Annotated in this window: 18 protein-coding genes; 15 read left to right on the top strand and 3 right to left on the bottom strand. The window is 49.9% G+C overall.

All coding sequences use genetic code 11. From position 1 onward, the window contains the following. Positions 1–1,224: 1,224 nt before the first annotated feature. On the bottom strand, positions 1,225–1,440 hold the full coding sequence (locus KNO70_RS15920) for a hypothetical protein (RefSeq protein ID WP_214812849.1): 216 nt from the start codon (positions 1,438–1,440) through the stop codon (positions 1,225–1,227). Positions 1,441–1,581: 141 nt separating this feature from the next. Here KNO70_RS15920 and KNO70_RS15915 point away from each other — a divergent pair, with 141 nt between their 5' ends. After that, the gene (locus KNO70_RS15915; RefSeq protein ID WP_214812848.1) at positions 1,582–1,746 is read left to right on the top strand and encodes a hypothetical protein; all 165 of its coding nucleotides are present in this window, start codon (positions 1,582–1,584) and stop codon (positions 1,744–1,746) included. Positions 1,747–1,763: 17 nt separating this feature from the next. Then, positions 1,764–2,063, top strand: a complete 300-nt coding sequence (locus KNO70_RS15910; RefSeq protein ID WP_214812847.1) for a hypothetical protein — start codon at positions 1,764–1,766, stop codon at positions 2,061–2,063. 282 nt (positions 2,064–2,345) lie between these two features. Here KNO70_RS15910 and KNO70_RS15905 read toward each other — a convergent pair whose 3' ends face one another. Then, entirely contained in the window at positions 2,346–2,936 is a 591-nt protein-coding gene (locus KNO70_RS15905; protein ID WP_214812846.1) for a MerR family transcriptional regulator, read from the bottom strand. Positions 2,937–4,353: 1,417 nt separating this feature from the next. Here KNO70_RS15905 and KNO70_RS15900 point away from each other — a divergent pair. The 7 genes from KNO70_RS15900 (at position 4,354) to KNO70_RS15870 (ending at position 9,450) form a co-directional block, all read left to right on the top strand. Then, a complete protein-coding gene (locus tag KNO70_RS15900; protein ID WP_214812845.1) occupies positions 4,354–5,772 on the top strand; it encodes a hypothetical protein in 1,419 nt (472 codons plus the stop codon). A gap of 279 nt (positions 5,773–6,051) precedes the next feature. Next, positions 6,052–6,684: a hypothetical protein gene (locus KNO70_RS15895; protein ID WP_214812844.1), complete on the top strand. Its 633-nt coding sequence runs from the start codon at positions 6,052–6,054 to the stop codon at positions 6,682–6,684. Further along, on the top strand, positions 6,681–6,869 hold the full coding sequence (locus tag KNO70_RS15890) for a hypothetical protein (RefSeq protein WP_214812843.1): 189 nt from the start codon (positions 6,681–6,683) through the stop codon (positions 6,867–6,869). Before KNO70_RS15895 ends, KNO70_RS15890 begins: the two co-directional genes overlap by 4 nt. Continuing rightward, the gene (locus tag KNO70_RS15885; RefSeq protein ID WP_214812842.1) at positions 6,869–7,048 is read left to right on the top strand and encodes a hypothetical protein; all 180 of its coding nucleotides are present in this window, start codon (positions 6,869–6,871) and stop codon (positions 7,046–7,048) included. Before KNO70_RS15890 ends, KNO70_RS15885 begins: the two co-directional genes overlap by 1 nt. Further along, on the top strand, positions 7,041–7,982 hold the full coding sequence (locus KNO70_RS15880) for a hypothetical protein (protein ID WP_214812841.1): 942 nt from the start codon (positions 7,041–7,043) through the stop codon (positions 7,980–7,982). Before KNO70_RS15885 ends, KNO70_RS15880 begins: the two co-directional genes overlap by 8 nt. Continuing rightward, positions 7,979–9,073: an SU10 major capsid protein gene (locus tag KNO70_RS15875; RefSeq protein ID WP_214812840.1), complete on the top strand. Its 1,095-nt coding sequence runs from the start codon at positions 7,979–7,981 to the stop codon at positions 9,071–9,073. The genes KNO70_RS15880 and KNO70_RS15875 overlap by 4 nt, the downstream gene beginning before the upstream one ends. Continuing rightward, positions 9,073–9,450: a hypothetical protein gene (locus tag KNO70_RS15870; RefSeq protein ID WP_214812839.1), complete on the top strand. Its 378-nt coding sequence runs from the start codon at positions 9,073–9,075 to the stop codon at positions 9,448–9,450. Before KNO70_RS15875 ends, KNO70_RS15870 begins: the two co-directional genes overlap by 1 nt. A 350-nt stretch (positions 9,451–9,800) precedes the next feature. On the opposite strand, the gene KNO70_RS15865 is transcribed toward KNO70_RS15870, so the two are convergent. Beyond that, positions 9,801–9,989 carry a hypothetical protein gene (locus tag KNO70_RS15865; RefSeq protein WP_214738377.1) on the bottom strand — a complete coding sequence of 63 codons (189 nt, stop codon included), beginning with the start codon at positions 9,987–9,989 and terminating at the stop codon, positions 9,801–9,803. A gap of 324 nt (positions 9,990–10,313) precedes the next feature. Between KNO70_RS15865 and KNO70_RS15860 the strand changes: the two genes are divergently transcribed. The 6 genes from KNO70_RS15860 to KNO70_RS15835 form a co-directional block, all read left to right on the top strand. Then, positions 10,314–10,577 (top strand): hypothetical protein, encoded by a 264-nt coding sequence (locus KNO70_RS15860; protein WP_214812838.1) that lies wholly within the window; start codon positions 10,314–10,316, stop codon positions 10,575–10,577. A gap of 52 nt (positions 10,578–10,629) precedes the next feature. Continuing rightward, on the top strand, positions 10,630–12,585 hold the full coding sequence (locus KNO70_RS15855; RefSeq protein ID WP_214812837.1) for an XkdQ/YqbQ family protein: 1,956 nt from the start codon (positions 10,630–10,632) through the stop codon (positions 12,583–12,585). Positions 12,586–12,601: 16 nt separating this feature from the next. Beyond that, positions 12,602–12,949 carry a DUF2577 family protein gene (locus KNO70_RS15850; RefSeq protein WP_214812836.1) on the top strand — a complete coding sequence of 116 codons (348 nt, stop codon included), beginning with the start codon at positions 12,602–12,604 and terminating at the stop codon, positions 12,947–12,949. A gap of 508 nt (positions 12,950–13,457) precedes the next feature. Further along, on the top strand, positions 13,458–14,291 hold the full coding sequence (locus KNO70_RS15845; protein ID WP_214812835.1) for a helix-turn-helix domain-containing protein: 834 nt from the start codon (positions 13,458–13,460) through the stop codon (positions 14,289–14,291). Positions 14,292–14,346: 55 nt separating this feature from the next. After that, positions 14,347–14,655, top strand: coding sequence for a phBC6A51 family helix-turn-helix protein (locus tag KNO70_RS15840; protein ID WP_214812834.1), 309 nt, complete (start codon positions 14,347–14,349; stop codon positions 14,653–14,655). Then, on the top strand, positions 14,648–14,967 hold a 320-nt coding region (locus KNO70_RS15835), incomplete at its 3' end, for a phBC6A51 family helix-turn-helix protein (protein WP_214812833.1). The genes KNO70_RS15840 and KNO70_RS15835, both read left to right, overlap by 8 nt.

Here is a 14,967-nt window from a genome sequence, read left to right as displayed (position 1 = left end):
GCCAAGCTATACTTGCAAGCGACCGGTTACTTGGACCCGCGTGAGGCGGTACTTGTCGAGCAACCGAAAAAGTCGACAACCACCGAGGAATTACAGCGTCGGTTGGCCGAGATACGGGCGCGCAAGCAAGCGGAAGCCAACGCCGAGTCCCTGCCGGTGAGTTGACGGAGATATGGCGTAAGAATGGCTTAATGGCGCGGTAGGTGGCGCAGGGGGGCGTGGTATGTTACGGTGACTACGAGGGATAAATGCCGAGAATCACCCGCACAGCGCCTCCTACGGACGCCCCGCTAAAACTTTTCACGCTGATCACCGTCACCAGTCGCCAGTCAGCCGCCACCAAACGTCACCAAATACCCGCCGTTTATGCAACATTTTATTCACCGCTCACAGAGGCGCAGAGGTTCGGTCAGTATACCTCTCGTCACTCGCGGTAAATGCCGCTAAATGGCGTCATACCAACGTTTATGGCGCTTACAGGCGGTCGATGCATACAATGGGCGGTTACTTACATAATCAGCGGTAATCAACGGAATGGCTCAACACCAACGTTTATCGAGCGGACAAGAGATGACATAAGATATGTTATCCGAAAAACTGGCGATTATCAGTGGTCAATGATGTATATCGATGTATAACGTATGCAACGGACAATCACGCGAAAATAAATAAAAATAATTATTTTATTTGTCGAAAGATGCCGCCAATGCCCGGACCCCCCCATGCACAGCGCACCACAGCGCCCTCCCTTCCAGCCATACCTTCCGCGCACCATTTTTAACGTTTGACCTCGCTGTCTCCGCCGTCCACGATCAGAGCCGCTTCAGCACCACCACCCCGACCCAACCCGCTTCTTTCCGCTACCACTCGCAACCCTACGTAAAATCCCGCACACCAAATTTAACTTTTGAGTTTGCACCGCCTTTGCCCGCAGTTACCCGTATTTACACGCCACCACACGCCCCACAACGTCACCTGTCGCCCACTACCTACCTTTACCGTCAGTAACCGATACAAACGCTTAAAAGGCGTTTAAATGCGTCTGTTATCCGCTGGCAATCAATAGCGCCCTAAAACTCCACCTAGCCATTGGCAGTTTTACGTACGTACCGCTCGCCAATGGCTAGGTACCGGTTTAACCTGCGACGGCGTTTTACTACGTCAATACACGACAAAAAACGCCCTAGAGCGCAATTAGCGTCGTGGGCGTCAGTTGGCATCTATTTACTTGTCTAATTCTCGTACGCGATCAGCATACTCTTTGTTGCTGATTCCCGTTTGCTCCTTATAGAACGCCGCAACCGCCTGATCAATGATGCGCGACTCGCCCTCTTTAAAGATTTCGCTCAATTCGCGTAAGTTCTCGACCGTTACCGGGCTTAATGTGTATGTTTTACGAGGTCGCTTACGGACTACTTCTTTTTTGTTCTCTTTGGTCACAGTGTTCATCTCCTAATATGCCTTTTGTTGCAACTATCGTACATTAAATTTGTAATCATTGACCAAATTCATAAAAACAATATGGTAAGTGTATGAACACTGTTATAACATAAGGGTAACAAAAGACAGGAGGTAGTTAGCATGGCACACCAAAACGCTGAGGTTCGTCGCATTGAACAGGTTAAACCGGGTCTTTTTTACATTCACACTGATGCCGCTACACATTGGGCCGGAGTTAAGGTAGTTGCTGATCTGCTAGGCCGCTCGATAGCTGATACACGTCGTTTATCCGTCCTCGTTCGCTGATCACGGAGGTCCAATACATGGAGGATTACCGAGTAGTGACCCATACCGCTCGATACGAAATGGAGTGGCACGGTATACACCAAGAGAGCGGTATTTACGATTGGGCAGTCGATTACGATGAGCGGGATGGACCGCTGGAAGGTGAAGAACTATGCCGTAACCTAGCGCTGACAATCATCTTAGACGTCGCCAAGCGTCTAATTGGATTGGATTGCGTTGATGACTCGATTATTGACCGCCACATGATCAAGACTGACGATAATACCTACGTAGCGGGTAATATCCGCATTACATTAACCGACATAACCTCAGCGTAACGCCAATTACGCTAATAGCAACGGGTAACGCCAATTGCCCAGCCGCCGCCAATAAGTTCTCACACCAATATAAAAAAGCAGTCGCGCCAACGACCGCTCCAATCTACGAGACTCCAACGCCAATTGGGGTCTTTTTATTTGCGTTCCAAACGTTCAAAGAGCATAAGGGGAAACTGCTATCACTCTCCGCGATATGCTAGGCAGCGCCTAGCGTTTCCGTGATAGCGCCAAAATCCCGAAAGTGGCACGAAATGTGCCGGTGCTGGCACGCTTTGTGCCGCCTTATTCCGCCCCGTTGCGCCCCATCAACTTGTCGAGCCATGAGCGCTTTACAGGCGCTACTTCTGCTACGTCTTTCTTCCTAGTATTCTCTTCAATTGCCGCTAAAGACTGATGTAATGCTAGTTCTTTGTTTTCCTCGTACTGTTCCAACCGCGCTACGATACCGTGTGTTTCCTTCAGTATCTGCAGTAGTTCAGTGTAATCTTGCTTCAATTGCCGGTAATCTTGCTTAATTTCCTCGTTATCCTGCGCCAGCTTTTGTAGCGCCAATAAAAGGTCCTCATTCGGTATCGCCGGCAAGTTTTCGCCTGCTATATCGGGAGCGGTTCGGACACTTTGGCGACTATTGAGCATTGATACAGCGTCTTTCGCGGCACTTGTAACCGTAGCGCCACCCATAGCTTTCAACTTCTGAAATTCGCGCATGAGCGCCAGATCAGCGTCATCGTAAATCCGTCGTCCGTGCGTATCGTGGCGGAACTTGTGCCCAGCGTCCTGAAGAAGTAGCGCCCATTTCCGTAACGTCGACGGCTTGATTTGTAATTCGTCGCACAACTGTGCGCTTTTATAGGTTGTTCTGTCGATTCCCACCGCTATGTACCTCCCTATCAAGTGCTATGACGTCGTTATGTGTCACTAGCGTACCACGCCAACCACCGCCACATAAAATAAATTTGAATGGGCGCGTGTAAAAACGTGGTCCAAACATTTTACGATTAAATTGGCGGTAAGTGATGAAAACGAAAAATAAAAGTCAATATATAGTTAGGCGGCAAAAACCGCAAACATAAAATCTACCTCCACGATTCGAGCGGTCAGCGACGGCCGCTCAACTTTTTGAAATTGTTTGCATCAAAAGTGGATATTTTTTAGATTTTAGCCCTATTAACAGTGAAGTACAAAATACCGGCGGTTGCTGGGCTTATTTTTAATTCATGTTGCCTATCACGGGCAAAGAAAGGATTGATTACATGTTAGGAGTTCTTGATGATCATCGACGTAGATTCACACCAACGGAGGTTGAAGCATTACGGCGACACTTCCGCATGAGTTACGACGAGCTGGCGGAAAAGGCAGAGATACCGGTGTCCTCGTTAAAGCGTTATATCGAGGGGAAATGCACGTTTCAGCGCAGGCCATTGTATCACCGTCAGATTGCGGGCGCTTTCCAGCTACAATTCGAGCACGTCGTCAACGATTTACCAGTCAAATAGGCGGCTGTGGCGCAGTGAGACGGGTGTAGGTAGGTTGCGCGGGTTCTCGATGCAAATGGTGGGGCGCCCGCTCGCCTCCCTATTATAAAACGGTGCCAAAATCAGCTGCTCTTAATAGTGTAGGGTGAAAGTTTTCTGATTTGACGAATTCCGTGGCGTTATCTGTTCGGTTGGGTTTACTAACCCTATGTCACAAAGGTATATGCCAGTTGATGGTTGCGAGCGGTTTGTGCTCGCTAGTTCTTAATAAGCGATATTAACCGCTGATAAAAGATAGCCAAGCTACGCTTGGTTTTCCCTAGCGGTCAAACAAAAGTGTAAAGGCATCCCTTTATATACACAGGATGTGTTTACAGTTACGGAGGAAACGGATGAACAATCTACCTGCAATTACTGGTAACGATGCAAGTTTGGTCGCCAATACTACTGATGTATGGTGCAAGCTGTTGGAAATGCGAGGGCAAAAGGTAAGTGACGAAAGACGACTCGCCGCGGCCACAATACTGTCCCACATCGTATGCCCCGATACAATGCGAGTTTCTGATACTACACTGGTGAACGCCTATCCGGGATTCGGCAAATCGGCAATCATTACGACACTGGCGGCATTTTCCGACCAACTGCCCGAACCGTTCCTGATCGTGGTCCCTACGGTCGAGCGCGTCACCGAGTTAGTCAATGAGGCGAATTTCGACGGTAAGCGACGTGCAATCGGCATCTATTCGCGTGAAAATCTAGGTATCGACAAGCCCGCTCTCTACGATGAACAGTGGGACGACGCCGAGAAGTTCCGCGTGGTCGTGCTCACCAATGCGATGTTCAACCGCGTATTGAAGTCAGGAGAGTTCGAGCGCCGTCTCCAGCATTACGGCAGTGTACCCCGCAAATCCCGCCACATCCTGCATGACGAGGCGTTGACGGTGTATCAGACCCACCGTATTGGCGAAAAGACGTTATCTACGATGCTCGACCGCATCCAAATCGCCGTACGCGGTACTGACGGTGGCTACGGTAGCAAGTCGTGGGCGGCAAGCCAGCCGGAAATGCGCGAGTTACAACGCCAACTCTCAACGATCACTGACGTAGGCAACCGATATACCGCTCGACTGGCGCCAATCAACCCGGCGTATAAGGTGAACAAGACGCTTAAAGACATTTACTTCGGCCATTACCACTTTGACGGCGGTTTGGAGCGTTTGGCGGCGATTGAGTACATTATCCGACATGGCGGCATCCTTACGACGAACCGGCTTGGGCGTGGATTCGAGATTGTCGTCGATGCTGCGGAGCCTATTTCTCATCTCATCCCGTCCGACACCAATCTGACGGTGTTTGACGGCACGGCAGCGGTATCTCCGGACTATCAGACTATCCCGATGGCGATGACACTCGACGCGACCGGGTATCAGCGTTATGACAACTTGACGGTGCTTTGGAATGGTGACGCCTCGTACTCCGCTTCGTGGTTCAAAGACGCCGAGAACCGCGCCAACTTCTTCGACGTGCTGAAAAGCGACGTCTTGAGCGACCAGCCGACGCTAGTTACAGCCTTTAATGATGTCATGGAGGACTTTGAGCGTGATTTAATGGAGCAAATCAATACCGGATACGTGTCGTTGAAGCCAAACAACGGTGGATTAGGAACCAACGACTATAACGAGTTCAATCGCGTCGTGATCAGTGGGCGTTTGATGTTACCGGTTGGCGCCCAACTATGCGTTGCCGAGCTGGTCAACGGTGGTCCGCTCGTCAGCACCGAATTTGATACATCGAGTAAGGGCGTCAAGTTCCGCGATGACGAGGCACAAGACTTCCTAGCGCGCCGTACCGCGGCCAATTTGATTCAAGAAATTACGCGGACCCGTCCGAGCGATTCCGGAAAGGGCGAGGTATTGGCAGTCGTATTCGGGATGACGGACGACGTGCTCAAAATCATGCAAAACCACTTGCCCGGCGCCAGCTTCCGCGAATTTAAGCCGTCAGTAAAGCGTTTGAGCGGTCGCAAATCCAAGCTCGACCGGTTGACCGAGGTATTGCGCGAGATTCCTGACGACGTGGCTTACGTGACCAATCGTGATATGTACAGCGCATTGGGCATGTCTCGCGTAGCATGGAGCAACAAAAAAAGTAGAGGCGAGTTAGACGGCGTCCTTCAAAAAGAAGGATGGCAAGTGACGAAAAACGACCGAGGATTAGAACGAATCACCGCATAAGGACGCCATTTGGCGTCTTTTTTGTTGTGTCGCAATTTGTCGAACGGTAATTTTGAGGAATTTGGCGTTAGGAGATGATATTTGGCGCCCTATAACGGCCTATGAGTGGGGAAAATAGGGAGCGCTGACCCGAAAAAGCAACGCCTTATAACGGCTTATAGGTGGGGAGAGTAGGGAGCACCATCCCAAAAAGTCACAACTAAAGTATGATTTATGCCCCTGATATGCAGCCTATATATGTAGAAATAGCGCCGCCCAATAGGGGTGAGATCTAGGAGAGTGTGGTTTTCTTTTTTGAACCAATTAGCGACAACAAAATCAACACCGGAGTACTTTCGCCAATATCGACGAGGACTACCCGGTCGACTAACGACCGCCGCGTATAACGCGCGAACTAATTACCCATCGGCAAGAGTCGTCAAAGCGGTCGACTTGCTGGAGTTGTTCCTTTTGCAGAGCGGACATTGCGCTTTAACGAACGAACCATTCACGTCAGCGAGCGAGATTAGTCTTGATCATGTATTACCACGTCACATCGTAGACGAGTCGGCAGCCAACGACCTTAGCAACTTGGCGTTGGTTCGTGTGAATGAGAACAAATCGAAGCGCGAGCGTACACTGTTCGCCTACTTTGACGGCAAAATCGACGGCAGTTGGTATGACGAGGGCGAGGTACCTGCTCATGTGTGGCGGGGTCGAACGGTCGCTGACGTCATTGCCTATTACGACGGAATCAATGCAGCAGAAGGACGCCCAGCGATTCAGCGATTTGAGTTGATTGACCGGATGCTGACGGATCAGCGCTTTATCGAGCATGGCGTTATCAGTTATGCGACGGAGGTTACGGTAGTTGACGGCAGATTACACACAAAACCGAAATTTGATGAACTTACATGGAGGGTGACGGGATGACTAAAATCACGCGAGGCAAGAACAAGCGACGAGTACGTGGCTGCGGAGGATTGGCTGGCATCGCCAGTACCGCTAAATTCACGACGACGGAGTACAAACAAATTTTTATCGATCAAGAGCGGGCACGATTGGAACGGGCAGAGGCGTATCGCCAACGGCAAATCCATCGACGGGGCTATGCGTGATGATTCGCATATCACCGAACAAGCACCGTAAGCCGCGACCAGTGAAGGTCGTGCCGCAGCGGGCAGACGAGATAAACGCCCAAATCGAGGCGGAACGTAACAAAAAGGATGACAAACGGGCGCTCATCGATAAAATGCGCGCTACGCTAACGAAACGGAAGGTAAATAAACATGAGTGATTTTAACATTCAGCAAGTTAACGGAGCGTTCACACAAATTCGCTCGATTGAGAATATCCGAGAGCAAATTGCTGACTTCAACAAAGAAGCAGAGCGGATTAACGCGGAAATCAACGCTGTATTGACAGAAGTCCCTGACAGTAAATTCCGCACGCCAGCAGGAAACGTGGCCCACCGACAAAAGGTACAAGTGGCGAAAATCAAACCGCTGATTGCCGAGCTTGAGAAGTTGAAAGAGCAACGCGGATTAATTTTCGAGTCATTCATGGACAGCTACAAGTACGTCCTAACGTCAGGCGAACCGAAGGGTGACACTGATCGTGCGCTCATTAAGCGAGAATTGGCGCTACTCAAATTAGATGCCGGGGCTTTGCCTCCGTCGTCGTTGCGTCAACGTCTAAATGATTTGGTGGCAAGAGCGGCAGGTGACGCGGAATTGCTCGACCAACTGGCGCCATTTGTCGGTGATGTCGTTGCTAAATTAGTGGCAGAGCGGAGCATGACGGACGCCAACCTCATCAAAAAGGCATTTAGCGGGGCGTTCGATACCAACCCGGAAGTAGCCGAATGGCACGCGATGGCTGCCGAACTCGACGGGATGCCGGACAGCGGACTTTATACGCCCGCTACGGCTCGTAAAGTGGCGCAGGAGCTGGGCATCAACGTCAATGCTGCAAAATCAATGCTAGATCATGCGGACATGGCGGATTCTTTTGAGGCGCATATCACGAAAAACGGAGAAAAGTATGCCGAGTGGCGCAAAACATTAGGTACTCCGCACACGAAGAGTATGACCAAAGAGCAACAATTGGACCAAAAAGCCCACCATGCCCATTATCTGACGTTTGAGCGAGCAACGATGCCGTACCAAGACTACAGAGCAACGCAAGAAAAGTTAGCAGCAAAAAATACAAATGATGAGGTGTCAGAATGAGATTTGATACAAAGATGATTGTCGGCGGCGTGGAATCAGTGACTGATGAGATGTTGTTGTTAAACCCGATTGAGACGCCATTGATTAACCTTTTAGGATTTGGCGAAGAGGTTACGAACACAGAGCACGCGTGGTATGAAGACTCGATGTTTTCGTATAAAACCGTAGCTACTGCTAACGAGTCAGAGCAAGGCGCCACTGTAATTGCAGTAGAGTCAGTTGGAGATTTACGTGTTGACGATGTTCTTCAAAACGGGGAAGAGCAAATCTTAATCGAGACAATTGACGACAACAATAAAACAATCACGGTACGTCGCGCATATGGTGAGACTGAACTAGAGTCGATTGAAGCGGGCAAAAAGTTGGAAGTCTTATTTAGTGAGACGGCAGAGGGACAAACGTTCCGCCGTAGTCGTTTCAAACCGCGAGAACGACAATACAACTATACTCAGATTTTTGACGATGGCATCACGATTACCGGCACCGCTCAAGCGGTCGGACAGTACGGCATTAACGATCTCTACGAGTACGAGAAGCAGAAGAAGCAACTCGAACTTGCTGGCCAGCTTGAAAAGGCTTTGATTAGTGGTATCCGGTTCCAAACGCCTGATGGTAATGTCCGTCAAATGGGTGGACTTCGCTACTTTGCCGAGACAATCGAGAAAACCGAAATGACTTACGATGACTTTGTGGATGTGGCGCAAGATTTATATGAACAAGGCGCTATTTCACCCGAGGGTCACAACTACGTCATCATGGTCGGGTCACATCAAAAGCGGAAATTGTCACGCCTCCAAAGCGAACTAGTCGTCATTGACCAATACAGCGATAAACGTGGTCAAATCGTCAGCGAAATCGTGACTGACTTTGGAGTATTCCCGGTGGTGCTCAACAAAAACGTGGCTCCGGACGAGATGTTTATTATCGACCTCGACAAACTCTCGATTAACCCGCTTAAAGGGCGCTCATGGCAACACAAGCACCTAGGTAAGACTGGCGACCGGATTGAAGGTCAGATTGTTGGGGAGTATGTGTTAGTGGCTCGTCACCCGCAAACGATGCGCCACATCAAAGGACTGAACCGCTTCTGATGACTAAAACGTACCCAATTTTGCACGTTTCCGGACCAGTCGCTCGCTTATACGCGGGCGGCGTTACGGTCGGGGATGCGCGCATTGACCATGACGGCATCGTAGTCGGGCTGTTCCAACGTCATTTCGGCGACCAATTCGCGGCAATCGAGACGCTTAAAGAGCGCCACTTGCCCGTGATCAACGCTAATATCGCAGAGGCGGCCATTGAGTTGCTGATTAATGCATTTACCGGTGAGATTACGGACGAGCACGGCAACTACGGTAAGGCTACGTTTGATTGCGACGGGCTACGGCTTACTGGTGAACGGCATGTGGCGATTGAGCGCTGGTTAGCGGGGCTTGATGTGCCGATTTTGGCGGAATATTATGCTTAAGATACCTCTACAAAGGGGATTGACTAGTATATGATAAGTTGCTAATATGTAAACTTCGTTTATGGTTTTGATAACAAAACTTGCTATTTTGTATATTTTTTTATACGATTTAGATGTATCAGGAGAACTGAAAGTGCATCTTTACAGATACTCTTGATACGGGAGGATCATTGCATGCAGAAAAAACCACCACATTTGGGAGAATGTGATGGCGTGGGAAGGTATAAACTTCTCGAAGAGTGACGTTGCACACTCCGTCTCACGACGATTTGCGACAGCGTTGTCCCTCTTACTTAGGCTTGGAGACAACGGCTCAACAGAACTGCATCAAGCAAATGGCGGATAGGCGATTAAGGTTTGCCAGAACCTTCGTCGTCTTTTTCTATGTCTTTACGCTGTCCTTGCGTACTACCTACAACAAGTGTCAAGGTTTCTACTGTGTCGCGAACGACCGCAGTAAAGTCGCTTGCGCGACCCCAATCTACCGTGTTGTAAATTTCAGCAAGTGCAGACACGAAAATTGTAAACAAATCCAACATTTCGCATCACCTCACTTTCCTCGAAATTTTTCCTTACTTTCCGAGACGAAGTGATACGCAATTATCATCCTTCGATCGGCTTTGCCGACCCAAGTACAATTGTAAGCGATATTTTCTCATCTGACAAATTAAAAACGACGAACAAACATTGATATGAAGCGATAAAAACGTCATTTCCCGTCTCCGACCTAGCATATCCGGATTTTAACTTTTTTTGCATCGGTCACACGAAGTGGAAGAATTCCGCTAATTACGCTTTTCAACGCTAACGAAACGTTATCATCCGCATGATTGCGCCTGCTAATATGGGCGTGGAGGTGCGAAATGGATAACGTGAGATACGTGTTGCATGGCGATGATTTGTTGGAACTGACAGCGATATACGGTATTACGAGTGACGAGATTACCGACATAGGCGGGCTTGACGGTGACCTGACCGTCGCCGCGGCTTGTGCGCTGGTTGAACGCGACCGGGGCGCAGTTGTCGAATACTGGCGGGTTTACTGGCGCGAATTTGAGCGTGGAACGATAAACTACGACATAGACGGGCTGTTCCGCTGGGATTTCGACATAACATACGAAGATTAACGAGGGCGTCCGGATTGGGCGCCTTTTAAATTTGGCAAAAAGGAGGGCGGACATGAACGGGAAGTTAGTTGTAGCGCCTAGAGCGCCCAAAGTGACGCTTGAGTATCGACCTCCGGGCAAGACGACAATCTACGACATCACAAACATGTCGACGTCAGTCAACTGGTCCGGTAGCACGCGATCTGTATCACGAACCCTATCGGTAGGCGTCGTCATCGCCCGCAATGCTGACGAGTTGGCGCTGACTCCTAGAGTGGGCGGTATTTTGAAAATGTCGCTCAATGGTGGCGAGTACTTCCGAGGCGTGATTAGGTCAGTCAATGCAACGGCTGACGGTATGGCGACGATTGAAGCGTCGGACTTAAACTGGTATCTGACCAAGAATATGGGCAGCTTTACATTCAAAAACAAGACAGCGAGCCAAATCATTAAAGAAATTTGCCTAAAGTACGGGATTAAGGTAGGGCGGATTGCCGATACCAAGTACGTGTTTAATCGCCGCATTTGGCTCAAAAAGCCCATTAGTGAAATCATGCAGTCATTAATCTACGAGACATATATCCAGTCAAAGCGCCGTTTTGCGCTGGAAAACAACAAGGGCTTATTGGAGCTTGTAGCCGTTGAGCCGCAGAAGATACAAACAATGGCTGGACGCGGAACTAACCTGATCGGTGCGGACTCGTCCACCTCAATCGACGACATGAGCACTAGCGTCTTACTTACTGGTGGTAATGACGAGTATCGGGCGGCAAAGAAAGGCATCCAGACGGTGCAAACAAACGAAAACGCCCGCAAGATGTACGGTTTGATGACTCATGCGGAGCACAAAGAAAATACCAACCACATCGGTACCTTGCAAACGCAAGCCAAGCAACTCCTACGCGAGCTTTCCAAGCCGGAAACAAGCGCCAGCGTGACGATAGTGGGCGACATTTCGGTACGAGCGGGGCGAGTTTTGTGGGCTGACGACCCGATTACGGGACTTACCGGTAGCTTTTGGGTGACGGCAGACACGCATACGTTCGATGCTAACGGCAACTACACGACACAGTGCACGTTGTCGCGAACGTTTGAAATGGAACAGGTCCTTTACGAAGAGCCGGACACTAGCGACCCTACCAAAGACGTCAGCACGGTCGGCGGGATGCCGACGGTACCCGGCATCAAGCTAACATGGGATAACGGCTGGGAAGCGACCGCATACAACCCGTCATTGGGCGGCATCAACGGTAACGGAGACGGTAAAGTGTCGACCGGTAGCAAATTCGTAGCCAACCGCAGCCTAGCGGTAGACCCTAAGCAAATACCATATGGCTCTATCGTGTACATCAAATCGAGCAGCTATCCCGCAGCGAACGGCATTTACTTGGCGGAGGATACGGGTGGCGCGATCAAAGGCAAACGGTTGGATTTAGGACTAGCGGCAACCAAATGCAAGGCGTTCGGTCGTCACAACGTCCAAATCGCTATCCTAGAGCGCGGTAACGGACCAGCGGACGCACGAACTAAGGCTAAAAACTGGTCAGCAACCAAGAAGAAATGGACGACCGCGATGCAGCCTAAGGTTGATACATCCGTCCGTGCAGGTACCGGAAATGGTCTTTCTACGAAGCGCACACAGGTAATCAGTTTCGCGCGCAGTAAGGTCGGTAAGCTACGTTACAAGCTAGGCGGAGGCAATCCGTTGTTGTCCGGTAGCAACATAGGCGATTGCAGCGATTTTACGCAGTGGTGTTTTAAGCAAATAGGTATCAACACGCCAAACTATTCGGGTGATCTGTGGGCTAAATATCAGCGTGTCGCGCAAAACAAAGAGCGTCCGGGCGACATCGCGGTATTCGCTGGCACGATACCGGGCAGAGGTCAAGGAGCGCCGTCACACGTAGGTATCGTCACGGACGACAACAAGATGGTGAACCTGCAAAGTTACGGCTGTAAGGAAGAAGCGTATCGCACCGGTTACTGGGGCAAGTATTTGATTGGTTTTGTACGCGTAATCAACGATTAAAGGGAGTGAATCGCAAGTGATGCGAAAAGAAAAAGGTACCGGTGTTGAGAATTTCGTGGCGATGATCAAGGATATTGGCCACAACGAGGACTTAGTAGCGCTACGCGGCGAAGTAACGAAGGAGTTACCGCTAGAAATCTATCTGTCGCAGCACGATTTGACGGTAAGTGGCGATGGGGTGGTGGTCAATCCGGAGTTATTGGAACACGAAGAGGACGCCCAGATCACGTTAGACGGGCAATTACGGCAGGCTACGTTGTTCCGGCCTAACCAATTGACGGTAGGTACTGATGTAATGGTGTTGTTTGACGTTAAGCAGGGTACGAGTTACGTGCATTGCCGCCTCGTTTCGTTAGTTGACTAAATTATTTCAAGTACCGTATTTGAAATAAATAAAAAAAGTTTACTCGACATTTTTGTGTGAGAAACTAGGTTCTTTGCCTATTTTGGGTGGTTGTATGGTGGTTAGAGGTGGCTTGGTTGAGCCATTTATAAAATGGGGTCAGTTTTTTGCCCCGAAAAGTGTGAGAAACTGGCGTGAGAAACTTGGCTAGATCGGTGAGGGATTTTTTGAAAGAGGTTGCAAGTGGGGCGGGTAAAGAGTTAGAATTATCGTAATAAATTGAACACGAAAAAACCCACAGCCATAGAAAGCGCGCCAACGCCGCCTATGGACATTCCCCGATGTTCGCACCATCGATGAACGTACTTCTGTGAGCTTTATATTCGTTACCACGATTATAAGTTCCTTACTCACAGAAATCAACCGGTATACTCTTTTTTGTTGATATTATCATCAACAGACTGCCGACGGTTCTCGATTCTACTGGATTCGGGAGGCGTTTTTTTGTTGTCTAAAAGGAGAGTTTACCGTGTCCAAATTTGCAATCATTCTATCCAATGAAGCCCTCGCTAACCTAGCCAACCACACTGATAAAGCCGATGTTAACGCCACTCACGCGTATCATCGCGACCGTTTACGTGGCCAACTCAACAAGACCGACCAGAGCGTTTTCTTCCTGATCAGTAAGCACTCCGTCAAATACTTTGGCGTGTCTTACATGTCTAACGCGACGATGGGCAAAAAATTAGAGTGCTCGCCACGTACGGTCCAGCGCTCTGTTGCCAAATTAGCGAAACTTGGAGCAATCGAGGTATTCGCTGCACGTCGCAAGACTGGAGACAAGCGCCAAACAGCTAATGTATTGCGATTGGTGCGCCGTCCTGCGGAAGATTGTCCTACCGAGTGTCGTGCCGGCTCTGTCGTGCCAATAAACCCTACCTTAGCCCCTTCTAAAGATTTAAGTACTAAAACATTCGAAGCGAAACCGACAAAGCAAGCGCCAGCAGTCGCATCTGTGACGAAAAAGGAATTGGCGGAAGCATACGACATTCCGGAAGAGGTCGTGTATGCAACTAACGCTGTGCGCCTATCTGACCGGAAGTTTGTCGAGCTGTTCGCTAACAACGGCGCTGTCTTACAGAACGCGCTATTCAAACGCGCCACTGATGACGCTTTGACACCACTACTCGTCCGCTGGGACCTAACAAACCCGGTGTATTTGCGATGCCTCAAATCAGCCGCAGTACGTACGGCATATGTCGCCAAGCAACGCCCAATCCGTAACATGACGGCCTACTTCATCGCGACATATTGCGATTTAGTCGTCAAAGAGATGCAAGCAATCGAAGCAATTGCGGTATAATCCCGCCTAATGCGCCTTTACTGGCGCCCAATAACCGAAAAGGAGCGTGGTCAAATTGTCTAAACGACCACTTTCACGCCAACAGATCGAGGTTGCCCGTTTCATGGCGGAGCACCCGCATATCCGCAACATCGACGTCAGTCGCCAATTCAATCTAAGCAAGAACACGCTATCAAACTGGCTCAAGCGCGAGGACTTTTGTGCCGAGATTGACCGCACAACAAGCGCCTTGTCCCGTCTAGCCGACAAAATGCCGCAGTTGATGGAGATGGCGATTGAGTCCGGTGATGCCGAGGCTGCCCGTCTGGTTCTCGAACTCAACGGCATGCTATCGAAACGTACGGAGGTGACGATCTATGCTTAACGAAAAACAATATCGGGCTATCGAGCTACTGGCGGTACCTGGCGCCATACAGAAAGACGTGGCTGCCGAATTAGGGCTGGGCAAGAACACGTTGACGACGTGGCGCAAGAACCCCGAATTTCAGGCGGAACTCAAACAGCAGACCATCCGCCATGCCCGCAACGGCGTACCTAAGGTAATCGCCGCAATGGAGCGCGAAGCATTGTCCGGCAACGCCGCGGCAGCCAAGCTATACTTGCAAGCGACCGGTTACTTGGACCCGCGTGAGGCGGTACTTGTCGAGCAACCGAAAAAGTCGACAACCACCGAGGA

This window comes from Exiguobacterium sp. s181, from assembly GCF_018617125.1.
Taxonomy (GTDB): domain Bacteria; phylum Bacillota; class Bacilli; order Exiguobacteriales; family Exiguobacteriaceae; genus Exiguobacterium; species Exiguobacterium profundum.
This window is presented reverse-complemented; position numbering and strand designations above follow the sequence as displayed.

Bases quoted from the DNA above. Each gene is read 5' to 3' on its own strand.
- KNO70_RS15875 (WP_214812840.1), top strand. From the start codon at position 7,979: ATGAGATTTGATACAAAGATGATTGTCGGCGGCGTGGAATCAGTGACT.
- KNO70_RS15880 (WP_214812841.1), top strand. From the start codon at position 7,041: ATGAGTGATTTTAACATTCAGCAAGTTAACGGAGCGTTCACACAAATT.
- KNO70_RS15885 (WP_214812842.1), top strand. From the start codon at position 6,869: ATGATTCGCATATCACCGAACAAGCACCGTAAGCCGCGACCAGTGAAG.
- KNO70_RS15915 (WP_214812848.1), top strand. From the start codon at position 1,582: ATGGCACACCAAAACGCTGAGGTTCGTCGCATTGAACAGGTTAAACCG.
- KNO70_RS15890 (WP_214812843.1), top strand. From the start codon at position 6,681: ATGACTAAAATCACGCGAGGCAAGAACAAGCGACGAGTACGTGGCTGC.
- KNO70_RS15910 (WP_214812847.1), top strand. From the start codon at position 1,764: ATGGAGGATTACCGAGTAGTGACCCATACCGCTCGATACGAAATGGAG.
- KNO70_RS15855 (WP_214812837.1), top strand. From the start codon at position 10,630: ATGAACGGGAAGTTAGTTGTAGCGCCTAGAGCGCCCAAAGTGACGCTT.
- KNO70_RS15870 (WP_214812839.1), top strand. From the start codon at position 9,073: ATGACTAAAACGTACCCAATTTTGCACGTTTCCGGACCAGTCGCTCGC.
- KNO70_RS15865 (WP_214738377.1), bottom strand. From the start codon at position 9,989: ATGTTGGATTTGTTTACAATTTTCGTGTCTGCACTTGCTGAAATTTAC.
- KNO70_RS15860 (WP_214812838.1), top strand. From the start codon at position 10,314: ATGGATAACGTGAGATACGTGTTGCATGGCGATGATTTGTTGGAACTG.